This window comes from Burkholderia cepacia (assembly GCF_001039005.1).
Classification (GTDB): Bacteria; Pseudomonadota; Gammaproteobacteria; order Burkholderiales; family Burkholderiaceae; genus Burkholderia; species Burkholderia theae.
Window position 1 is genome coordinate 20929 of sequence record NZ_LDWR01000025.1, and the last position, 21891, is coordinate 42819.

General features: G+C 65.3%; 22 protein-coding genes and 3 pseudogenes. 13 read left to right on the plus strand and 12 right to left on the minus strand.

What is annotated here, in order from left to right; all coding sequences use genetic code 11:
* Positions 1-94 precede the first annotated feature (94 nt).
* Positions 95-478 carry a hypothetical protein gene (locus VL15_RS40155; protein WP_155420232.1) on the minus strand — a complete coding sequence of 128 codons (384 nt, stop codon included), beginning with the start codon at positions 476-478 and terminating at the stop codon, positions 95-97.
* Between VL15_RS40155 and VL15_RS15440 the strand changes: the two genes are divergently transcribed.
* From VL15_RS15440 to VL15_RS15455, 4 genes are all read left to right on the plus strand, one after another.
* Positions 477-1661, plus strand: a complete 1185-nt coding sequence (locus VL15_RS15440; RefSeq protein WP_048246504.1) for a porin — start codon at positions 477-479, stop codon at positions 1659-1661. The genes VL15_RS40155 and VL15_RS15440 overlap by 2 nt on opposite strands.
* A 132-nt stretch (positions 1662-1793) precedes the next feature.
* Complete coding sequence (soxC, locus tag VL15_RS15445; RefSeq protein ID WP_048246505.1) at positions 1794-3068, plus strand: sulfite dehydrogenase; 1275 nt, start codon at positions 1794-1796, stop codon at positions 3066-3068.
* Entirely contained in the window at positions 3061-3585 is a 525-nt protein-coding gene (locus VL15_RS15450; protein WP_048246506.1) for a c-type cytochrome, read from the plus strand. The genes soxC and VL15_RS15450 overlap by 8 nt, the downstream gene beginning before the upstream one ends.
* 127 nt (positions 3586-3712) lie before the next feature.
* On the plus strand, positions 3713-4900 hold the full coding sequence (locus VL15_RS15455; protein ID WP_048246565.1) for an LLM class flavin-dependent oxidoreductase: 1188 nt from the start codon (positions 3713-3715) through the stop codon (positions 4898-4900).
* 2 nt (positions 4901-4902) lie between these two features.
* On the opposite strand, the gene VL15_RS15460 is transcribed toward VL15_RS15455, so the two are convergent.
* The 4 genes and pseudogenes from VL15_RS15460 to VL15_RS15475 form a co-directional block, all read right to left on the minus strand.
* Entirely contained in the window at positions 4903-6264 is a 1362-nt protein-coding gene (locus VL15_RS15460) for an LLM class flavin-dependent oxidoreductase (protein WP_048246507.1), read from the minus strand.
* 68 nt (positions 6265-6332) lie between these two features.
* Positions 6333-7550: an acyl-CoA dehydrogenase family protein gene (locus VL15_RS15465; RefSeq protein WP_048246508.1), complete on the minus strand. Its 1218-nt coding sequence runs from the start codon at positions 7548-7550 to the stop codon at positions 6333-6335.
* 212 nt (positions 7551-7762) lie between these two features.
* Positions 7763-8164, minus strand: a pseudogene (locus tag VL15_RS15470) (Tn3 family transposase); the annotation flags it as partial.
* Positions 8165-8359: 195 nt separating this feature from the next.
* Positions 8360-9943, minus strand: a complete 1584-nt coding sequence (locus VL15_RS15475; RefSeq protein WP_048246567.1) for a S8 family peptidase — start codon at positions 9941-9943, stop codon at positions 8360-8362.
* A 769-nt stretch (positions 9944-10712) separates the two neighbouring features.
* Here VL15_RS15475 and VL15_RS40160 point away from each other — a divergent pair.
* Positions 10713-11168 (plus strand): annotated as a pseudogene (locus VL15_RS40160) (DDE-type integrase/transposase/recombinase); the annotation flags it as partial.
* Between the two features lie 48 nt (positions 11169-11216).
* Here VL15_RS40160 and VL15_RS15480 read toward each other — a convergent pair.
* Positions 11217-12143 (minus strand): annotated as a pseudogene (locus tag VL15_RS15480) (TauD/TfdA dioxygenase family protein); the annotation flags it as partial.
* Between the two features lie 168 nt (positions 12144-12311).
* Entirely contained in the window at positions 12312-13520 is a 1209-nt protein-coding gene (locus VL15_RS15485; protein WP_053077658.1) for a DKNYY domain-containing protein, read from the minus strand.
* Between the two features lie 318 nt (positions 13521-13838).
* Between VL15_RS15485 and VL15_RS15490 the strand changes: the two genes are divergently transcribed.
* Both VL15_RS15490 and VL15_RS15495 read left to right on the plus strand, forming a co-directional pair.
* Positions 13839-14123 (plus strand): helix-turn-helix domain-containing protein, encoded by a 285-nt coding sequence (locus VL15_RS15490; RefSeq protein WP_048246510.1) that lies wholly within the window; start codon positions 13839-13841, stop codon positions 14121-14123.
* Positions 14113-15417, plus strand: coding sequence for a HipA domain-containing protein (locus tag VL15_RS15495; protein ID WP_048246511.1), 1305 nt, complete (start codon positions 14113-14115; stop codon positions 15415-15417). The genes VL15_RS15490 and VL15_RS15495 overlap by 11 nt, the downstream gene beginning before the upstream one ends.
* Positions 15418-15454: 37 nt before the next feature.
* On the opposite strand, the gene blaOXA is transcribed toward VL15_RS15495, so the two are convergent.
* Positions 15455-16246 (minus strand): class D beta-lactamase, encoded by a 792-nt coding sequence (gene blaOXA / locus VL15_RS15500; protein ID WP_048246512.1) that lies wholly within the window; start codon positions 16244-16246, stop codon positions 15455-15457.
* 479 nt (positions 16247-16725) lie between these two features.
* On the opposite strand from blaOXA, the gene VL15_RS42725 reads away from it, so the two are divergent.
* Positions 16726-16869, plus strand: a complete 144-nt coding sequence (locus VL15_RS42725; RefSeq protein ID WP_196319595.1) for an HHHH-motif protein — start codon at positions 16726-16728, stop codon at positions 16867-16869.
* A 308-nt stretch (positions 16870-17177) separates the two neighbouring features.
* Here VL15_RS42725 and VL15_RS15505 read toward each other — a convergent pair whose 3' ends face one another.
* Positions 17178-17390: a twin transmembrane helix small protein gene (locus VL15_RS15505; protein WP_048246513.1), complete on the minus strand. Its 213-nt coding sequence runs from the start codon at positions 17388-17390 to the stop codon at positions 17178-17180.
* Positions 17387-17737 (minus strand): hypothetical protein, encoded by a 351-nt coding sequence (locus VL15_RS15510; RefSeq protein ID WP_048246573.1) that lies wholly within the window; start codon positions 17735-17737, stop codon positions 17387-17389. The genes VL15_RS15505 and VL15_RS15510 overlap by 4 nt, the downstream gene beginning before the upstream one ends.
* Before the next feature lie 241 nt (positions 17738-17978).
* Between VL15_RS15510 and VL15_RS15515 the strand changes: the two genes are divergently transcribed.
* Both VL15_RS15515 and VL15_RS15520 read left to right on the plus strand, forming a co-directional pair.
* Positions 17979-18737, plus strand: a complete 759-nt coding sequence (locus tag VL15_RS15515) for a YoaK family protein (protein WP_048246514.1) — start codon at positions 17979-17981, stop codon at positions 18735-18737.
* 87 nt (positions 18738-18824) lie between these two features.
* Positions 18825-19010, plus strand: coding sequence for a ribbon-helix-helix protein, CopG family (locus tag VL15_RS15520; RefSeq protein ID WP_021158209.1), 186 nt, complete (start codon positions 18825-18827; stop codon positions 19008-19010).
* A 33-nt stretch (positions 19011-19043) separates the two neighbouring features.
* On the opposite strand, the gene VL15_RS15525 is transcribed toward VL15_RS15520, so the two are convergent.
* Both VL15_RS15525 and VL15_RS15530 read right to left on the minus strand, forming a co-directional pair.
* The gene (locus tag VL15_RS15525) at positions 19044-19880 is read right to left on the minus strand and encodes a spermidine synthase (RefSeq protein WP_048246515.1); all 837 of its coding nucleotides are present in this window, start codon (positions 19878-19880) and stop codon (positions 19044-19046) included.
* A 43-nt stretch (positions 19881-19923) separates the two neighbouring features.
* Positions 19924-20277: a zinc ribbon domain-containing protein YjdM gene (locus tag VL15_RS15530; RefSeq protein ID WP_412025689.1), complete on the minus strand. Its 354-nt coding sequence runs from the start codon at positions 20275-20277 to the stop codon at positions 19924-19926.
* Between the two features lie 290 nt (positions 20278-20567).
* Between VL15_RS15530 and VL15_RS15535 the strand changes: the two genes are divergently transcribed.
* The 3 genes from VL15_RS15535 to VL15_RS15545 all read left to right on the plus strand — a co-directional run bounded on the left by VL15_RS15535 (position 20568) and on the right by VL15_RS15545 (position 21799).
* Positions 20568-20831, plus strand: a complete 264-nt coding sequence (locus VL15_RS15535) for an HPr family phosphocarrier protein (protein WP_048246517.1) — start codon at positions 20568-20570, stop codon at positions 20829-20831.
* Between the two features lie 64 nt (positions 20832-20895).
* Positions 20896-21117, plus strand: coding sequence for a hypothetical protein (locus tag VL15_RS15540; protein WP_048246518.1), 222 nt, complete (start codon positions 20896-20898; stop codon positions 21115-21117).
* A 139-nt stretch (positions 21118-21256) separates the two neighbouring features.
* Positions 21257-21799, plus strand: coding sequence for a carboxymuconolactone decarboxylase family protein (locus VL15_RS15545; RefSeq protein ID WP_048246519.1), 543 nt, complete (start codon positions 21257-21259; stop codon positions 21797-21799).
* The last annotated feature ends 92 nt before the right edge of the window (positions 21800-21891 follow it).

A 21891-nucleotide genomic window follows, 5' to 3' on the forward strand; every position in this document is an offset into this window, starting at 1 on the left:
CCCGTGTTCGTTGTTCAGCCGGGACGAACGCGCGCTTGCGCGCTCTCCTGTTCCCGGAGCATGCCGGCCCGCGACCGGATGCCCGACTCTACCGTCACGCCTCGCCCGGCCCTACCAACGTTTTGCGGAATCGATATGCGGGTGCGCGTAGCGCATCGGCCGTGCGCTGCACAGCGGGTCGTTGCGTAAATGCATCGCGCACCGAACGGCATGTATTGCGCACATCGAACGATTTCACCGATCGATATGACGGCGATCGCGCATTTCCGGCGGTCGACGTTCGCCGTCGGTGCGATGCGTTCGCCGCAGCATGCGTGCCGGATGCGATGGCGACGCACATGCCGGGCTTGCGGCATCGCACATTGCAAATCGGCTGCGCATCGATTTGCAAACCACGGATCGGCCGTTCATCGGAGCGCCCGTCGTCAATAGCATCGTGATCCTCGCAGACGTACCCATAAAAACAGAGGATGGTCATGATCAAGAAATCGGTAGTCCTGGGTTTGGTTTCGATCGGTTCGGTCAGCGCGCATGCGCAGAGTTCGGTCACGTTGTACGGCGTCGTCGATGCCGGTATCGCCTATACGAACAACCAGGGCGGCGCCAGCAACATCCAGCAGACGAGCGGCAAGCTGAGCGGCAGCCGCTGGGGCCTGAAAGGCGCGGAAGATCTCGGCGGCGGGTTGCAGGCGGTCTTCACGCTCGAAAGCGGGTTCCGTCCGAGCGACGGCGGGCTCGGCCAGGGCGGCCGCCTGTTCGGCCGCTCCGCGTACGTGGGCTTGAGCAAATCCGGCATCGGCACGCTGACGCTCGGCCGCCAGTACGAGCCGATCACCGATCTGGTCGCGCAGTACTCGGGGTCCGGCTTCTGGTCGCCAGCTACCCATGTGGGCGACAACGACAACATGAACCAGAGCTTCCGGCTGAACAACGCGGTGAAGTTCCGCAGCGACACGATCGCCGGCTTCACGGCCGACCTGCTCTATGCGTTCAGCAACCAGGCGAACGGCGGCGCGGGCACGGGGTTCTCGAACAACAACGCGTGGGGCGTGTCGGCGAACTACGTGAACGGCCCGCTGTCGTTCGGCGGCGGTTACGTGCGGTTCAATCATCCGAATGCGACGTCGAATACGAGCGGCGCGGTGGGCGGTGCGACCTCGACCACCGGCAACGACTACAGCGGCGCGTTTTTCTACGGGCTGAACGGCGGCGTGCTCAAGCAGCAGATCGGCGCCCTGGGCGCGAACTACGCACTCGGCCGCGCGACGCTCGGCTTCGCGTGGAGCCACACGCAGCTCAACTATGTCGACGGCTCGTCGCGCAAGTTCAACAACTACGACGTGAACGCGCGCTACCAGATCACGCCGGCAGCCACGCTGATCGGCGTTTACACGTTCACCGACGGGCGCGCGAGCGGATTGCCGGGCACCGGCGGCCAGACGCTGAAGCCGCGCTGGCACCAGTTCACGCTCGGTTTCGACTACGCGTTGTCAAAGCGCACCGACCTCTACCTGTCCGGCATCTACCAGCTCGCGGCCGGCGACCCGAGCACGGCAACGGCCGGCGGCTATCGCGCGGTCGCGGCGATCTCGAACATCGGCAGCGCATCGTCGACGAACCGCCAGGTCGCGGTCGTCAGCGGGCTACGCGTGAAGTTCTGACGGCACACGCAACGGGCGCGGCGCAACAGGCACGATAAGCAAAGCGGGAATCGTTGTTTGCCGCGTCGCGCCCGGTTGCCGAGAATGTCCGTTTCCCCGCGTGCGGCCCCTGCGCGCGATACGCGTCCGACCATGACCGACTCTCGTTTCCGTCCCCGTCCGCCCCGCACCGGCCGGCGCGCGGCGCTGCGCCAGCTCGCCGGCGGGTGGGCTGCCGCGATGCTGCCTGCCGGCGGCGCGCTCGCGAGCCAGCCGCTCGTTCCCCTGTCGCCGCTCGACGTGCCGCCGTGGACGCGCACACCGGGCGCGCCGCTGCTGTCGCCGCCCTACGGCGTGCCGGGGCCGCACGAAAGCGACGTGATCCGCCGCAGCGCCCGCGTGCCCGCACTGCCCGGTTCCGGCTCGTCGATGACGCCGCTCGCCGACCTGTTCGGCGACATCACGCCGAACGGCCTCGTCTACGAGCGTCATCACGCAGGCGTGCCGGACATCGATGCGCAACGCCATCGCGTCGTCGTGCACGGCCTCGTGCGCGAGCCGCGCGTGTTCACGATCGACGACCTGCTGCGCTTTCCGTCCGAATCGCGAATCCACTTTCTCGAATGCTCGGGCAATACCGGCAGCGAATGGAACGGGCCGAGCGGGCTGCCCGTCCAGTTCACGCACGGGCTGCTGTCGTGCTGCGAATGGACGGGCGTCCGGCTGTCGACGCTGCTCGACGAAACGGGCCTCGATCCGACTGCGCGCTGGCTGCTCGCCGAAGGCGCGGACGGCGCGGCGATGACGCGCAGCCTGCCGCTCGACCGGATCCTCGAACGCGCGCTCGTCGTCTATGCGCAGAACGGCGAACGGCTGCGCCCCGAGAACGGCTACCCGGTGCGGCTGATCGTGCCGGGTTTCGAGGGCAATACGAACATCAAGTGGCTGCGGCGGCTGAAACTGGTGCGCGCGCCGGAGATGACGCGCGAGGAAACGTCGAAATACACGAACCTGCTGCCCGGCGGCTGCGCACGCCAGTTCGTGTTCGAGATGGATGCGAAGTCGGTCATCACGCGGCCTTCGGCCGGCCATCGTCTTGCCGCGCACGGTTATTGCCCGATCAGCGGGTATGCGTGGTCGGGCCGCGGCCGTATTCGCGCCGTCGACGTGTCGACCGACGGCGGCCGCACGTGGCGGCCCGCGCGTATCGCGGGCGACGTGCGCGATCGCGCACTGACGCGCTTCGAGGCCGACTGGATCTGGAACGGCGAGTCGGCCGACCTGCAAAGCCGCGCAACCGACGACACCGGCTACGTGCAACCGACCCGCGACGCGCTCGTCGCCGCGCGTGGCGTCAAGTCGCAGTACCACTACAACGGCATCCAGAATTGGCACGTCGGCGCGGACGGCGAGGTGCGCAATGCGTAAGCCGCTTGCGTGCCTGATCGCCACGTCCGTGGCCGTCTCGAACGCGTTCGGCGCGGGCTTCGGCCTCGGGCAGCCGGTCGACCGCGCGGCGCTCGCCGCGTGGGACATCGACGTCGCGCCCGACGGCAACGGCCTGCCGCCCGGCGCGGGCGCGGTCGCGCGCGGCGGTCATGTGTTCGCGGACAAGTGCGCGATGTGCCACGGCGCGGGCGGCGAAGGCGGTGTCGGCGATCCGCTCGTCGGCGGCATCGGTTCGCTCGCGGGCGAACAACCGAAAAAGACGGTCGGCAGCTACTGGCCGTACGCGACGACGCTGTTCGACTACATCCGCCGTGCGATGCCGTACAACGCGCCGCAATCGCTGAGCGCGGACGACGTCTACGCGGTCACGGCATACGTCCTCCACCTGAACGGCATCGTGCCCGGCGACGCACGGCTCGACGCGCGCTCGCTGCCGCGCGTGCAGATGCCGAACCGCGCGGGCTTCGTGCCCGATCCGAGGCCGGGCAAGCTATGACGCGATGCGATCCGCTCGCCGGAACATCAGGCATCGCCCCCGGCCGAACCGCCGCCACGCGTGCGAGTCGTTGTCGTACGGCTTCGATTACGGCTTCGATGCGTGCACACGCCGCAAGGAACCCATCATGAGCGACACCGCCCTCGCCGCCCCCGTCGCGCCGTCGCCGTTCGTCGACGTCCGCTCGCCGGCGGATTTCCCCGACAGCCCCGTCTCGCGCGTGCTTGCGCAGCCGCTGATGCTCGGGCTGTTCCTGCCGATCCAGGCCGGCGGCTGGAGCGCGTCGACGCTGCCGCGCTCGACCGACTGGACGTTCGACTACAACGCCGAACTGGTCGCCCGCGCCGAGGCGCTCGACTTCGATCTCGTGTTCGCGTTGTCGCAGTGGCTGCCGAAAGGCGGCTACGGCGGCGTGTTCGATGGTCACGCGCTCGATTCTTTCATGACGCTGGCCGCGCTGACCGCGCGTACCGAGCGGATCATTCTCGTCGCGACGAGCCACGTGCTCTACGGGCCGTGGCATCCGCTGCATTTCGCGAAATTCACCGCGACGCTCGATCACATCTCGCGCGGGCGCTGGGGGATCAACGTCGTGACCGGCCACCGCGCGATCGAGCACGAGATGTTCGGCTGGAACCGGATCGAGCACGACCGGCGCTACGACATGGCCGCCGAATTCCTCGATGCGGTCCAGCAGTTGTGGGCGCAACCGGACAATTTCAGCTACGCGCCCGCGCTGTCGAGCTGGCGCCTGGGCGGCGCCTTCGTGACGCCGAAGCCGCGCTACGGCCGCCCGCTGCTGATCAACGCGACCGGCTCGGACGCGGGCATCGATTTCGCGGCGCGCTATTCGGACATCGTGTTCGTCACGAGCCCGGCCGGCCCCGACGCCGAGCGTGCGCTCGACGCGCTGCCCGCGCATACCGCCCGCGTAAAGGCGGCCGCCGCGGCACGCGGCCGGACGATCCGCACGCTGCTCAATCCGCTCGTGATCTGCCGCGAGACAGCGGCCGAAGCACGCGCGTACCGCGACGCGATCGTCGCGCATGCGGACGCAGGCAGCTTCCACCGTTTCGACAGCGACGCGCATGCATGGCGCGGCGGCATCGAGCAGCGTTCGCAGGCCGCCGCACGCGCGATCGGCGGCAATATCTCGATCACAGGCTCACCCGAAGAAGTCGCCGACACCATCGTGCGGCTGCACCGCGCGGGCATCGACGGTATCCAGCTGAGCTTCTACGACTTCAAGCCCGATCTCGACTTCTTTGGCGAGCGCGTGCTGCCGCTGCTGCGCGACGCCGGCTTGCGGCGTTGACGTCAGGCGGCCGACGCCTCGCGCGCCGCGGCGACGTCACGCACCGGCCGCCGCAACCCGAGATGCTCGCGCAGCGTATGGCCGGCATAGTCGCTGCGAAACAGCCCGCGGCGGCGCAACTCGGGCAGTACCAGCGCGATGAAATCGTCGAGCCCGCCGGGCAGCGTCGGCGCCATCACGTTGTAGCCGTCCGCGCCGTAGCGCACGAACCGCTCCTCGAGCTGGTCGACGATCTGCTCCGGTGTGCCGACGAGTTGCCAATGGCCGCGCGCGCCGGCGATGCGCAGGTAGAGCTCGCGGATCGTCAGGTTCTCGCGTCGCGCGAGCTCGATCGTGAGTGCCTGCCGGCTCTTGCTTGCATTGGTTTCCGGCAGCGGCGGAATCGGGCCGTCGAGCGGATACGCGGACAGGTCGAACCCGCCCGTGAGGCCCGACACGAGCGCGAGCCCGACCTTCGGGTCGATCAGTGACTGCAGCGCGTCGAATTTCTCCTTCGCTTCGCTTTCGGTGCGACCCACGACCGGAAAGACGCCGGGCATGATCTTCAGCGAGTCGGGGTCGCGGCCGAACGCCGCGAGCTGGCCCTTCACGTCCGCATAAAACGCAACCGCGTCGTCGAGCGTCTGCTGCGCGGTGAAGATCACCTCTGCCGTTCGCGCGGCCAGTCGCGTGCCGGCCGGCGACGACCCGGCCTGCACGACGACCGGATGCCCCTGCGGCGGCCGCGCGACGTTCAGCGGCCCGCGGACCTGGAAGAAGCGGCCGCGATGGTCGAGCACATGGCGTTTTTCCGGATCGAAGAAGCGGCCCGACGCGCGATCGCGCACGAACGCGTCGTCGTCCCAGCTATCCCACAGGCCGTGCACGACGTCGGCGAATTCCTCGGCGCGCGCATAGCGTTCCGCATGATCGAAATGCGTATCGCGATTGAAGTTGCGCGCCTCGTGCGCGCTCGACGACGTGACGAGGTTCCAGCCCGCGCGGCCGCCGCTGATGTGGTCGAGCGACGCGAACTTGCGCGCGATGTGGAACGGTTCGTTGAAACTCGTCGACGCGGTGCCGACGAGGCCGATCCGTTCGGTGACGACCGCGAGCGCCGACAGCAACGTCAGCGGCTCGAACTGCGCGACGTAGCTGTGCGCGGTGCGGCTCAGGAATTCGACGTCGTCGCCGCGCGTGCCCACGCCGTCGGCGAGGAAGACGAGATCGAACTTCGCGGCCTCGGCCGCCTGTGCGAGCCGCGCGTAGTGGTGAAAGTCGACGCCCGCGTCGGCCTGCGACCCGGGATGGCGCCACGCGGCGATGTGATGACCGGTCGGATACAGGAATGCGCCGAGATGCAGGTGGCCGGTGCGGGTCGTCATGAGAGGGGTTCCCGGAAAGGAGGCTGCGCGCGGCAGGCGATCGTCGTCGCCGGACCGGCGCGGCCGGGTCAGAACACGCGCCCTTCGGTCAGGTGCGTCGTCACGCCGTTCAACTCGTAATCGCCGATCACGCGCGCCTTGTGCAGCAGCGGGTTGTGGCTGAAGATCGTGCGAAGGTTGCGCCAGTGCCGGTCGAGGTTGTGCTCGCGCGCGGTCGCGGACGCGCCGCCGACTTCGAACAGCCGCTCGGCCGCATGCAGCGCGAGCTTGCTGACGATCAGCTGCGTGCGCGCGGTCGCGAGTGCGCTGTCGAGCACGAGCGTGTGCGCGTCGGCGTCGCCCGCTGCGATCGCGTCGGCGGAACGGTCGAGCGCCCGCGCGTTTTCGCGCACGAGCGCATCGATCGCGTGACTGTGCGCGGACAGTTCGCCGACGATCTGCTGGATAAAATGATCGTCGCGTGCGGTCGGCGCCGGGCTGTGCAGCGCTGGGCGGCCGTGCGCGAGCACGTAGCGGCGCGCGTCGGCCACCACGTTACGCACGATCCCCGCGCCGGTCGCGACGAGATGAAGCTGCCGCAGCGCACCGCAATGGCGGCCGACGAGCGACGCGCCGTCGCGCGCGGCCACTTCGTCCGCGAACACCTGCACGTCGTCGAGCAGCAGGCTGCCGCTCGCGGTCATGCGCTGGCCCATCCCGTCCCAGTCGTCGAGCACCTGCACGCCGTCGCGCGCGACGGGAACGATCACGGCAAGCGCGTCGCCCTGCTCGTTCTCCACGTTGATGCGCGCGAAATCGGCAAATGCGGTGCCCGTCGAATAGTATTTGCGGCCCGTCACGCGATGGTGATCGCCGTCCCGGCGCAGCACGGTCGTGTTCTCGCCCGGCCGCGACGTGCCGCGCTCGGTCGACGCGCCGCCGAAGATCGCGCCGGCCAGCGCGCGTTCGAGCTGCACGTCGTTGAACGGCGTGCGCGGCGACAGCCGCAGCGTCTCGGTCATGTCGTAGTGGATGCGCAGCGCGTGCGCAAGATTCGAGTCGGCCGCGGCCAGCGTCGCGATCGTGTCGAACAGATCGACCAGCGTGCCGCCGAGGCCGCCCCGTTCCACCGGAATCCGCAGCACGCCCAGCGCCGAGCGCCGGAAGATCGCGAAGCCTTCGAACGGCAGCTCGCGACGCGCCTCGCGTTGCGCGGCATCCTGCCCGATCGCATTCGCGAGATCGAGCAGTGCTGCAAGCGCGTCGCGCAACGCGTCGCTCGGATCGACGGCATCACGGGCAGTCATTCGGCGGTTCCTTAAGCGAGAAGATCGGGAGCGTCGCTGCGTGGCGCGATCACGGCATCCGCGACACGGCGCACACGCAGCACGGCAAAGTATAGGGACGCGCCCGACGCGCGTGAAAAACCGATTTCAGCTTTTGTTATGCGTGCGCCGGGAATGGTCGCGCACCATCGCGTCAGTGCTGGGGGGCCCTCAAGAAACGGGTTTTTCGTACGCTAAGGCGGCCCGGCCGATTTTCTGTGGTGCAAGGGCCGGAATCGTCCCTTGGCAACGCGTTTGTTGGCGTGCCACACATCATCACCGGTCAGATTGATGTCGTTCCAGCCGAGCGGCACGACGTGTGAGATCAGGCTGTCGTCGATCTTGCGCTGCTGCCGCAACGCGACGATCGAACACTCCAGATATACCGCGCTCCAGAGCGTGATCGCAGCCACTACCAGAAGACGGTAGAAGAACACCGCCCGTGCCAGTGAATTACGGACTTCTCCCTTATTCAGTCCGGCGGACACGCGCCGACGAAGCGCCAGGGCCTGAAGCCATTTCAGCGTGAACAACCTACGCTCGATCCGCCCGAGTTCGCGCAGGCCGACCGCAAGCCCGTTCTGCCGCGGATATGCGCTCTGGAGCAGCCCCTTGAAACACGGACATAACCTCTGCGGGTAGCCTGTTGCGTGAGGCGTGGCGTGTTGGTCGTCGTCATGATTGGTCAACGGTGCAGCGAGATCGGGTCGAGATATCAATCTCCGCCGATATCATGTCTCCCCACAACCCTGACGACGACCATCGACACGCCATGCGGGCCAGCCTCCCGATCAGCGTCGAGCGGCGGCTGCCACCGCGGCGGCAGCGTCCAGAATGCCGGCACCGGCGGGGCGCGCGCGGCACGACTGCACCGCCGCGCCGACAGCAGGTCGGGCTGTCTGCTTGAGGATCTCGGCGATCCGGCGCGGCGTGAGCGTCGGATTGACAGTAAGCATCAGCGAGACCACACCCGTTACCTGTGGCGCCGCCATGCTTGTTCCGCTATCCGCACTAAAGGTATCTTTCTGCGGACTGGTTGAACCAGTATTCGAGGTCGACAGGACGTTGGCGCCGGGCGCGCTTAGCAGTACGTCTGCACCGAAATTGCTGTCCCACGCACGGCGACCGGTGTTGTCCGTCGAACCCACCGCGATCACACCCCGGCAATTCGCAGGACGGTCCAGGCCGAATTGATTCCCTTCGTTGCCGGCCGCCACGACAACAGTTGTGCCTCGTGCGATCACGTCGTCTATCGCGCGTTGCATCTCGTCACCACACCGCCCTTTCCCGCCGAGACTGAGATTGATCACCTTGGCTGGCGTAGGGTTCGCAGGCGCGCCCGGCACGTCGATTCCAGCAGCCCAGCGAAGTCCGTCGATGACATCGCTCATCGGGCCGCCACACTTCCCCAGCACCCGGACAGGCAAGATTTTGCCGTACCAATTGACCCCTGCGATACCCATACCGTTGTTGGCTGTGGCGCCAATCAATCCCGCGACTTTCGTCCCGTGCCAGGAACTTGCCCGAGGATCGCAGTTGTAGAACCGGCTCGACCGGTCGGCCGCTTCTTCACGCGTGACCCAATTGCCCGGATCGATCGCATCGGGCCCGCGCGCGTGCCCGTTGTTACCTATCGCAATGCTCGTGAGGAAGTCATAGCCCGGTAGTAGATTCGTGACGAGATCCGCGTGCGGCACATATCCGGTGTCCAGGACCGCGGTCACCACTGTGGGCGCGCCCGTCGTGATGTCCCAGGCTGCCGGGAGGTTGACGCCGACGGTCGGACTCGAGAGATTCCATTGCTGGGCATAGTCCGGATCCGTTGGTACCGCACGGACGTTCATCATATCGTCCGCTTCCGCGCCGACCACATCCGGGTCCGCAGCGTAGGCGTTGACAAGCGCTTCCAGCTTGGCGGCAGGGATGATCCGGTCGAACGCAACCAGCGCAGTCGAGGCCGAAAGCATTCGCTCGATATGTGGGCGGTCGGCCCCATCCACAGCCGCAAAGATCCGTCCGCCAGCGCCCTGCTTGCCCGTCGCCGCGGCGACTCGATCAATCACGGCCGCGATCCGTCGCTCCGGCGTAACGGCGGCCATCGCTCGCCCAGCAAGGGCGACGGTTTCGAATGGCGACAGCCTTACGATCACGCCTGCCGCACCTTGGCCCCCGGTGGACGAACTCGGTGCCGTCGCCACCTTTGTACTGGAAGTACTGCAGTCCGTGTTATCGGTTGTCGTCGCCGGCGGAGTTGGCGGAGTTGGCTTGGTGCTCGTGCCGCCGTCAGCGGCTGGCGGCACGGTTGAAACATTCGGCAGCTGGCCTCCCCCGCCATCCCCACCACCGCAACCCGTGAGCGTACTAACAACTGCAATAAGGAATACTGATAATCTTGCGTCTGCAAAAAGCTTCATAGAGATCCACGTATCGTGTTGGCGAAGCATGGCCCCCTCGCCTGGCTCACGATTAATTATAGTTACGGTGTTTCGACTGGTATCTACAAACGTATATCGAATTACGGAATTGTAACGTTGCCGGAGGTGATTGTGTAGGATGACGGAATGATGAATGGCAAATCACGCTACCTCGGACGCCGTTTCCCGGCGCACGAGGAAGCGCCGATAGTGGATCGGCATATCCCCGCCTTTATTCGTCATTCCGTTTCTTCTCGCAATTATCATTAATCTTTAATTAAGCAATTCTAAATAACAAATATAAAGTATTTCATTTCCGACACCGCAATGATTGGCAATTTCGGCAATGAATTAAATGGCATCAAAAATTACCAGTCAAATCAAATGACAAATATACACAGGCAACGTTACTCAGAAGTGACTAGTCAAAAAAAACGACAAATCTATACAATTAGCGCTGTCCAGTGGCGGATGAGCATGGACGAGCCGTCCGGAGTCGATCCTGGTCGCGTCTTGCGCTCTGTAAAGTTTGCGGGGAGTTGGCGGCAAGATGACGACATGAAGAAGACAAAATCTCTTTATTTCGCTCTCCGTAGTACGTCATCGAATATCCGCAGCCGGAAAGTTTTTCGCGCTGGTACGCAGCGAGCCGCCGCTGCACTATGTCGACGTGCCGCTACTTGACAGGAGCTGAATCCGTGGCCCGTACCTCCACCAAGAAACCGCCGGCCCGGTCGCCCTCCCTCGCGCCGTCGACGAGAACGGTGCCGAACTTGACATCTTGCTGGAGAAGCGGCGCGATAGGGCCGCAGCCAAACGCTTCTTCCTGCGAGTGCTACGCGCCTGCCCCGCGCCGAACAAGATCGTCACCGATCAACTGCGCAGCTATCCGGCGGCCAAGGCCGACATTCCGTAACTCGCGAACGTGAAGCATGTTTTCGTCGAAGCCGCTGCGCGCGTGAACAATCGCGCCGAGAACAGTCATCAGCCCACGCGCGAACGCGAGCGCCGCATGCGTGGCGTTCGACTGCCCGGTCGGACGCAAGCATTTCTGTCGTGCTACGGCCCGATCCGGCAACACTTCGCGCTCAAGCGCCATCTGCTGCACGCCTCGCTTTATCGAAAACAACTCGCGGCACGATTCGAGGCCCGGCGCCTGTTCACCGGTTTGGCCCAGAATCCGTCCACCGCCGTCTGTGACCTGGGGCGGACGAATGACGCGGCACGCGGCCCAGAAAGGCGCGTCGCCTTCGATCGTCGTGCGGTACAGCTTGCGGCGCAGGTAGTCGGGCGTGCCGGCGGCGAGATGCATCAGCGAACGGTTGTCCCAGAACACGAGATCGTGCGCGCGCCAACGGTGCCGGTACAGGTGCTCGGCACGCACGCTGTGCGCGAACAGTTCGTCGAGCAGCGCGCGGCTCTCGTCGTCGGGCAATCCGACGATGCGCGTCGTGAAATGCTCGCTGACGAACAGCGCGTGGCGGCCCGTTTCCGGGTGCGTGCGCACAATCGGATGCACGACCGCGTCGACCTGCGCGATCTGCTCGGGCGACAGGTTCGGCCGCCACGGGCTGCGCGCCTGCAGTTCCGCATAACGCGCGAGATACGTGTGCTCGGCGCGCCGTCCTTCGATCGCGCGGCGCAGGTGGGCCGGCAGCGTGTCCCATGCAAGATGCATGTTCGCGAACAGCGTATCGCCGCCTTCCGCCGGCAACTCCTGCGCGTGCAGCAGCGAGCCGAGGCTCGGTTTCTCCTTGTACGACAGGTCGGAGTGCCAGAAATGGCCCGCATCACCGAGCCCGATCGGCTTGCCGTTCTCGACGATGTTCGACACGATCAGCACCTCCGGATGTCCGGCGAGCGCGAACTGGTGCAGCACGTGGATCTGCAGCGGGCCGAAGCGGCGGCTGAACGCGATGTGCTCGTCCGGCGTGATCCGCTGGTCGCGAAACACCAGCACGTGATGGTCGAGATGCGCGCGATGGATGCGCGCGAAACCATCGGCGTCGAGCGGCTGCGACAGGTCGAGGCCGATCACTTCCGCGCCGAGCGGCGCGTCGAACGGAACGATGTCGAAGCGCTGCGCCGCACTGTCCGGCCGCGCGGCGGGCGGATGCCCGGCGGCAAGCGTTGCAGCGTCGCGGATGGCGGTAGTCGTCACGGCACGGCCCCTGATTCGGTCAAAACGCGAATCTACGAGTGCGTGCCGGACTGCGTCAACGAAGCGATTCGGATACGTTTATCTGCTGCGGTCATAAAGATCGCTGCTCGGGCATCCGCGTGGCAACGGGCGGTTGCGCCGGGCACGGAGCCGCGCCGGGCGAGGCCTTCACGATTCCGTCGACGGATCCGGTACGCGCACGATGCCTTCCGGATAGCGGATATCGATCCGGCCGTCCCGATCGCGGATACCCATCGACGACACGACCTCCACGCTCGCGCGATCGACGCCTTCGCAAACGGCCAGATTCGTGTTGGTCCGGTAATAGACGCGATGGTCGTCGACCGCAAAGAACCGCGTCAGGAACCGCAGGCTTTTGGCATCGATCCCGGGCAGCGGCTTGCGGTAGTTCTGCCCCCACAGCACGTGGCCGTCATCGTCGATCAGCACGTCGTGGAAAACGCCGCACGCGGTCTCGACGTCGATGTGCCCCGGCTTGGTCACGATCTTGCCGTCGTAAAGAATCTGCGCGCCGAGCCGCGCATACCGGTAGCCGAGGCCGACCACGCCGGCCGGATCGTCGATGCCGCGCTTGCGCACGCCGGCGCAGAACAGGTGCTTCGCATCCCGCGCATACGCGCCGCCGATAAGCGTCAGGCTGGCGACATCGGCCTTGACCACGGTCAGGTAGCGTTCGCCGAGACCGTAGATATCGGTGCCGAAATAGTAGGCCTGCCGCGAATCGCGATACCAGTCGCCGCCCAGCGATTCCAGCGTCACGGCATCGCCATCGGCGACGAGCCCTTCGCCTTCGTCGTCGTAGCTGAGCGCGGCGCCGCTCGCGTAATAGCGCAGCCCCGACGCATCGACGGCAAAGTTGTCGACCAGATGCCGAAAGCTGCCGAGATCGAAATTGTTGAGCGCACGATACCGATGCCCGCTGCCGACGCGTGCCCATACGCGTTCGCCATCGCTGTGGAACGGTCCGCCGAGCGGCGCCAGCGGCTCGGTCCGCGTGTCGCACCGTTGCCGCGCCTCGGCCCCCTGCTGGCGTTGCGCCTCCTCCGCGTCGTAGACCGCCTGCTGCTCCGGCGTGACCGCCGATGCATCCAGATGCTGCTGCAGGTGGAGCGCATGCAGCGATTGCACGGTCGCGATACAGAACACCGCATGCGGGATCGAGCGCAGATACAGCGCCCAGTCCTCGTCGTCGCACCGGTAGAACCAGTGCACCGCCTCGCCGTCCCATCCGGCCGCATCCGTGCGGGCCAGCAGCGCGGCCTTGACGTCGCCGACCTTGCCGGGCACGACGAAGGAAATGCTGTAGCCGGTGTCGCCGAAGACTTCGAGGCTGTCGTCCTCGAACAGACTTCGCATCCGTTTTTCCAGTTCTTGTACGGTCATGGGTTCCAGTCAGGCAAGGGGCGCGCCACGGCATGGCGCATGCGCCGCGGTCATTCTAACCATGTCGACGCACACCGCCCCTGCCCCCTTCGGGACACGCAAGGCGCGTATCCGCCCGGATACGAAGACGCCGTTGACCCCGATTCCATCCCATCCGGTTCCCGATCGGGTACGAAACAGCCGATCCATAGCCCGTTCTTCGTTTTCGTTTCCGTCCGGATACGAATCAGTGCCTGTACCCGCGAGTTGTGCAATACTGTTCCCGATCAGATACGAAGCACGGAGAACGTCATGCCGGAGACCCTGTCCGTCAACACGATCGGCGCGCTCGCCAACCTCATCCGCGCGGCGCGGCTCCAGCAGGGGTTCACGCGGGACGCACTCGCGAACGCCACGGGGCTCTCGCCGAAGTTCATCAGCCAGGTGGAAGCCGGGAAGCCGACCGCGCAGATCGGCAAGGTGCTGCTGCTGCTCGGCGAACTGGGCGTGCACCTGCTCGCGCAGTCGTCCATCGAGATTTCGGCGGAAAACGCGCTCAAGGCCGCTCAACGCCGCAGGAGCCGCCATGGCAACTAGAACGCTGATCGCATCCGCGAACGGGCTGCGTATGGGCACGCTGACCGACGACAAAGGCGTCTGGTCGTTCACGTACGACGCGCAGTGGCTGGCCTCGCCGCGCGCGTATCCGCTGTCGCCGGCTTTCGCACTGCGCGCCGGCACCTTCACCGACAGCTCGACCGATCGCCCGGTCCAGTGGTTCTTCGACAACCTGCTGCCCGAGGAAGGCATGCGGACGTCGCTCGCGCGCGAGGCGAAGGTCGATGCCGCCGACGCGTGGGGCCTGCTCGCGTACTTCGGGCGCGAATCGGCCGGCGCGCTCACGCTGCTGGCCGAAGGCGAGCAGGAAGCGGCCGGCAGCATGCAGCCGCTTGCGCTCGACGAACTCGAACGCCGCATCCAGGCGATGCCCGAGCGCGCGCTGACAGCCACCGCGCCGAAGCGCATGTCGGCAGCCGGCGCGCAGCAGAAACTGCTGCTGATCCTGCGCGGCGACGCGCCGGACTACGCGCTGTTCGAACCGGTCGGCAGCGAGCCGTCGATGCATCTGCTGAAGCCGGACATGCGCGCCGCCGGTTACCCGCATTCGGCGATCAACGAGTTCTTCTGCATGAAGCTCGCGAAGCGGATGGGCCTCGACGTGCCGGACGTGCATTTTCTGCGCGCGCCGTCCGCGTGCTACGTGATCGACCGTTTCGACCGCGATACCGCGGCGGAGCCGGCCGGACGCCTGCACACGATCGATGCGATGCAGCTGCTCAACTACGATCGCGGCTTCAAGTACCAGCGCGCGAACGCGGCGGAACTCGGCCGCGCGATCGGGCAGACCAGCACGCGCGCGCTGGCGCGCCTGTCGGTGTTCCGCTGGACGATTTTCAACGTGGTGGTGGGCAATGCCGACGCGCACCTGAAAAACCTGTCGTTCTTCGTCGATGCGCGCGGCTACCGCCTTGCGCCGTTCTACGACATCGTCAGCACGGTCGTCTATCACACGCCCACGCATCGGCCCGACCATCGCGGCGATCATTGGCCGCACTGCGAACTGACGATGCCGCTCGGCGCGGCGACGCGCTTCTCCGACATCGACACGGGTGCGCTGATCGCATTCGGCAACGCGCTCGGGCTCAAGGAGAAGGCGGCCGAAAACGAGCTTCAGCGCTTTCTCGAACCGCTCGATCGCAGCGTCGCGCAGACGCTCGATGAAGTCCGGGAAATCGCGCGCCCCGACGCCGGGGAAATCCGCCTGCTGAACTCGATTGCCGCGATGCCGATCGCGGAAATGAGCCGCGCGCTTCGCCGGACGCAGGGATAGGCGGCTACGGTTCCTTGCTGACTCGTGTCAGCAAGGCTCAGCCTGGTAATGCGTCAAGGGACCGTAATACCTGGCGGACGATTTTCTCGCGCTTTGGCAAGTCTTCCATCCGGTTCGGTGTATCGATGTTGAGCGCGAAAAATACCGGGCCGCTAGGCCATTCAACCCACCCCACCCACCAGCCGATTTTCCCGGTCCACCCGGATTTTGCGCGAAGAATCCAGTCTCGACCCGCCTCATTGATCAGGACATCCTTGACGATCAACTGGTGTTCGACGCGGAACGGCAATGTGTTGTTGTAGAGACGGCGCAGGAAAGCGACCTGTTCCTGAGCCGAAATGGCAAGATCCCCGTCGACCCAGAACGGTTCCGCGCCACTTGAAAGCGCATTCCCGTAGGGAATCTTTCGCATATATGCGGCTTCTTTTTCTCGACCGATTTCCTTTGCAAAGCGCTCGAAAACCCACACAGCCGAGTTGCGTACGGCAGAACGCAAGTCCTGGTCGCGATTCCACGCTTCGATAGGACGCTTTACACCATCCCACGGAATAATCTGAAACTCGTCGCGCAACACACCGGCGTCGAGTGCAATCAGGCTGTGGGGAATCTTGAAGGTTGACGCGGGCGACAGGCGTTGCGCAGCGCGCTCCCTGTCGTGCACGAAGACAACTTCTTTGCCGCCTCTCAGGTCGGCTACGACAAGCGTGCCTTGTGCGTTGGCTTCGGTAAAGTATTTGCCCCAGGTTTCGCCGTCAGGTGCGGCAGCAAACGCGCCACTTGAAACCGCGGCCGTGGCGAAAGAGGCAAGTAAAAAGCGACGTCGATTCAATCTTATGTAGTCCTCTTCAAAACTCTATCATGGCCAGACCGAGTTCGGCCAGGCAATCGGGGAGCGGACAATGATAGCATTTCACTCCGCGCTTATTTCGCTCGTCGCAATCACCTGTGCTCGGTTTGTCGACGATTTGTGTTCGTGGTTCTTAATGCCAACCGAACAGTTTTCGATCGCCCGACGCGATTCTCGCCGGCCGCCGACCTGAACGGGAGATCCATGTCACGGCAACTCACGGACACGGTGCGAACGCGCCGACATCCCGGGCTGCATCACCCTCTCCGAGCGAAGATGACGCTTGCCGCGCACTGTTCATCGCGAGTCCCAAAGGGTGACAATCGTTCAATTTTCGCTGCGCGGGGCCAAGTAGCATGGATTCCCAGTCGCGCGGGTCAGGCAGGCGCCAGACTTCGGCGTGATGCCTGCCGCGACGAAATCGTCACGACCAACAACTGCTACATCATTGGAGAAGCGCGATGAAAAGAGCGAAAGCACTGCTGCTCGTCGGTCTGGTTACGGCTGCCGCCTTTGCGGCACTGGCGCCCGAGGCGGCGCAGGCGAGCCCCCACAAGGTCTGCCACTCGCATCATCTGCATCGCACCTGCCACTGGGTCCGCTGATCCACCCAACGCTCGGTAGCAACACGTACCGGCAGCCCGGGAAAGCAGACACCGCAAGCCGATCTCACAGGATCGGCTTTTTCGTTTCAGGTGGGAGAACGACGGCTCAAATCGTCACCGGTTCTGCAACAGGCATTCACTGTTCAGGGCGTCCGTGGCCGCGCCGGGGTGCGTGGATATGTTTACCGGATCGACCGCCCGTCAAGAAAATCAATCCATCAGGATAAGTTTTCTTATCACAACATCACGATTACAGATTCAAACTTCCATTTTCGAGAACGCCCCGCACGCAGCGGGGCGCACCCCGCTCAACGCCCGATCGGCAACCCGGTCGGTTCGATCCAGCCGAGCTTGTACGCGATCAGCAGCGACAGAAACAGCGTGACCGACAGCCCGACACGTGCCGCAAGCGACCACGCCATCCGCTTGGACTTCCCGCGATCGTGATTCATGAAGTACAGCGCGAAGATCAGGCTCGCGATGATCAGCGCGAATGCCACGGAAACCAGCAGAGTTTTCATTGGTGTTGCCCTTGAAGATCGGAATCGGCCTGAATCAGTTCGGCCAGTTTTTGCCGTTCGTCGGCGAGGTCGCCGACGCCCGACGCCGGCCAGTCCAGCGCGACGCCGTTGCCCAGCGAATCGCGCACGAGCGTCTGGTAGCGCCGATCGTTGATCCGGCCATGGTCAATCGCTTCCGAGATCTCGCGCCGGAACGGCAGCGGAAAACTCGCGTACGCACGCGACAGCGCCGCATATTGTCTCGCATCGATCTCTTTCGACGATGGTATGGCAGTCCAGATCACCACGGCCACGATGGCCGTGAACGGGATCGCCGTGTAGCGAAGAATGAACTTGGTCGGGGTCATGAAACGGTGGGTCGAAGTCATCGCGAAGGCGGGCCGTGCGGCTGCGAAGCCGCGGGCAGGCCGCGCCGCACACATTGTACTGAAAGCCCCATCAGGCCAACAGAGTATGATAATGACATTATCATGTTCATCACATGATTCGAGAGACCCGGCGCCGTGTGCGAGCGGCCTGCCCGCACGGCCGTCCGGCGCCGGTCTTCCCGTCCGTGCCCGCGATCCGCGGCGATTGAGCGAAGCCCCTATGCCAGCGCAGTACTTTCGAAACCTGACGGGAAAACACCGCAGCGCGACCGCAAACCGCCAGCTCGGGTTTTCGCTGGCGTTCGTCGCCGGCGCCGCCAATGCCGGCGGCTTCCTCGCGGTCAGGCAATACACGTCGCACATGAGCGGCATCGTGTCGGCGATCGCCGACCAGACGGCGCTCGGGGACGTGCGGCTCGCACTGGCCGGCATCAGCTCGCTGGGGTCGTTCCTGATCGGCGCCAGCTGCTCGGCGATCCTCGTCAACTGGGGGCGCCGCCGCGGCCTGCAGAGCCAGTTCATGCTGCCGCTACTGGTCGAAGCCGCGCTGCTGCTCCTGTTCGGGCTGCTCGGCAGCCATCTCGCGCTGTGGGAGACGTTCTTCGTGCCGGTGACCGTCACGCTGCTGTGCTTCATCATGGGGCTGCAGAACGCGACGATCACCAAGCTGTCGGGCGCGGAGATCCGCACGACGCACATGACGGGCATCGTGACCGACCTCGGCATCGAACTCGGGAAACTGTTCTACTGGAACCGGTCGGCCGTCGACGTCGACGCGCACGCGGTCATCGCCAACCGCTCGAAACTGAGGATTCACGGCGCGATGCTCGCGTCGTTCTTCGTCGGCGGCCTGGCCGGCGCGATCGGCTTCAAGCATGTCGGCTACGTGTCGACCGTGCCGCTCGCCGCCCTGCTCGTCACGCTCGCGATCGTGCCCGTGATCGACGACCTGCTCGCGCTGCGCCGCGGCAGACGCTGATCGCGCGCCGGGGCGGCGCTTTCCGCGGTAGCCCGCCAGGCGGATCGATTATAATTTGATTAACATACCGACCACCCGCGCCCTGCAATGGAAACGAAAACCGCCCGCCTGACCGTCCTGATCGACCCTGCGAAGAAAGAAGCCTTCGAGATGCTCTGCGCGGAGCAGGATCTCACGCCGTCGCAAGTCGTGCGGCAGTTGATCCGCGAGTATCTCGACCGGCACGGCGTGACGTACAAGACCAAAAGCGCGCTCGGCAAGCGCGTGAAGTAACTGCGGCCGCACGGGCCACACCAGCGGCGCCGCTTACGCGCCGATTTCCCATCGCCCGTGCGACTGCGCACGCCACACCAGCCGCCGCGGATCGACACCTTCCCCGTCCTTCATGCGTCTCGCGGTGGCCGCCAGCTTGAGCTCGCCGGCCCGCGCACACGCGAGCGCACGCTCGAGCAGGATGCGCAGCGACGGCAGCCGTCGGTCGCCCCTCCACGCAAACGCGATGAAGTTGTTGTCGTCGCCGCACGGCACCAGCGCATACGACGAACCGAACACCGATCGCAACTGCTCGAGATGCCGCGGCAGCGCCGGATCGTCGTCCATCAGGTTGATCGCCAGCACGCCGGCTTCGCTCAGGCGCTCGCGGCACGCGTCGAGAAACGCCGCGCCGGTACACCGGCCCGGCGTGCCGTCGGCGACAAACGCGTCGTGCAGAATCACGTCCGTCCGGATGTCCGCGCGGTTCACATGATCCGCGCCGTCGGCACACACCACGGCGAATCGCGCATCATCAGCAGGAATCCTGAACACGTCGCGCAGCGCGATCACGTCCGGGTTGATCTCGACCGCGTCGATCGCCGCGCCGGGCAGGTGCCGGTAGCAGTACTTCGCCAGCGACCCGCCGCCGAGCCCGAGCATGCAGATATGCGCGGGCGCGGGCTGCAGCAGCAGGAAGCCCATCATCACGCGCGTATAACCGAGTTCGAGCCGGATCGGATCCCTGAGCGACATGAAGCTCTGCGTGCCGAAATGATCGAAGTGCAGCGACAGCGCGTGCCGCGTCTCCAGCACGAAAGGCCGGCCGTCGTTCAGTGGCGTCGACAGAAATTCGACAAACGCGTCGTAGGAAGTGCGATCCTCTGCCATGCCCGGGTAGCCAGATGCAAACGATTGAGCGAAGCGTGCGCGCTCAGACCTTCTTCAGGTAGCAGGCCTTCAGCATGAAACCGCCCATGTCGGTCTTGCAGTCGACTTCGTGATCGCCGCCGACGAGCCGGATGCTCTTGACCTTGGTGCCCATCTTCAGCGTGATCGACGAACCCTTCACGCGCAAGTCCTTGATCAGCACGACCGAATCGCCGTCCGACAGCACGTTGCCGTTCGCGTCCTTGACGACGTCGCCCGCCGGTTCGTCGCCCGCTTCGGCACCGGCGCCGGCCGACCATTCATGGCCGCAGTCGGCGCACACGGTCAGCGTGCCGTCCGGGTAAGTGTTTTCCATCGCGCATTGCGGGCAGGCGGGGGCGTTCATTGCGGCTTCCATTCGGGGGAGTTGAGTCGATCGAAAAAAATGCCGGGCGAGCAGGCACGTCACCCTGGCGGCATCGACGCGCGTGCCGACGGGTCGGCAGGCCGGCATCGGCGCACACGACATTATAATGCAATACACATATATTGCCCGCTGTATTATAATCCCCCACTTCCTGCCATTCATCGGACTTGCCGGCTATTTCACCGAGATTGCCAGCAAGTTCAAGCAAGATGGCACGCCCCGGTTACCCGATCGGCGCCGCGCACTGATCCCGACGACCCGTCCAGAGGCTATCCGACATCGTGGCAACCGTTGTGTACGTTGAAATCGGCCCCGCATGGAACCGCAACCGCGGCGGCACCGCACGAAACGCAACCGTCGAAGCGGCACGCGGCTTCGAAAGCGACATCCTGATGATCGCGAACGGGCAAAGCGGCAACGCGAAGGACGGCACGGCAATCGCGTCGCTGCAGGTGCACGGCGGCGCATCCGCGCAGGTGCTGGCCACCGGCCCCGACGAGGAAGCGGCGCTTCAGGCGCTGCTGCCCCTGCTGCAAGCGCGCTGACCCGCGCGACGCGATGGCACGGCATGGCCCGTCCATCCCCGAATCTCCATTCCATGAGGAAGCGATGAGCGACACCTTCACGTCAAACGCCCCGAACCTGTCAGCCTCCGCCATCTGGGCGCTCGAACGCCTCGCCGATGTTCGCTACGGACGCGATGCGCCGGCGCTCGGCTGGTCGATCGCGCGGGAGCTCGTCAACGCGGGCTTCGTCAGCCATTCCGCACACGGCCGCTCCGGCGCGTCGATCACGCCCGAAGGTCGGACCTTCCTGAAAAGCCGGAAGTAGGTCGCGCGCCGCGGCCAATCAGCTTGATACTTTCGAGCATCGTTTTGGCGATTTTGCGTCTTACGAGGATCAGCATGCGCTTCTAAAGTGGAGTCACCCCGAACGAACGGGCCTCAACTTTCCAGTCAAGGAGCCAGTCATGAGCCGCATCGCCATCCCCGCCATCGAATCCGCCACCGGCGCAACCGCCGACGTGTACGCACAAGTCCGCAAGGTCGCCGGCGGCACCGTCCCCAACCTGTTCGCCGCCGTCGGCCATCTCGCGCCGAACGCGCTCGCAGCCGTGCTCAACGCCGAAGGCGTGCTCGCCGGCGGCACGCTGAGCAAGCAGGATCTCGAAACGATCAAGCTGCTGGTCAGCGCCGACACTGGGTGTGACTACTGCGTCGCCGCGCACAACCTGCTCGGCAAGATGACCGGCCTGTCGGCCGACGCGCTGCGCGCGATCCGCTCGGGGCAGCCGGGCACCGGCGACGCAAAGCGCGACGCGCTGATCCGCTTCGTGCTGAACCTGCAACGGACCAGCGGCACGATCACCGACGACGAATTCGCGGCAATCCGCGAAGCCGGCTACACGGATGCGCAACTCGCGGAAATCTCGCTCGCGATCGCGCTGACGATCTTCACCAACACGTTCAACCGCATCAACGACACGGTCGTCGATTTCCCGCCCGTGAAGTAAGCGATATCGCCGGCATCGGGACCACATGCGTCCCGATGCCGGCTCCCCCTCCCTGTTTCGACCGCGCCCGTCCCGGCCCCGTTGCCGCGACG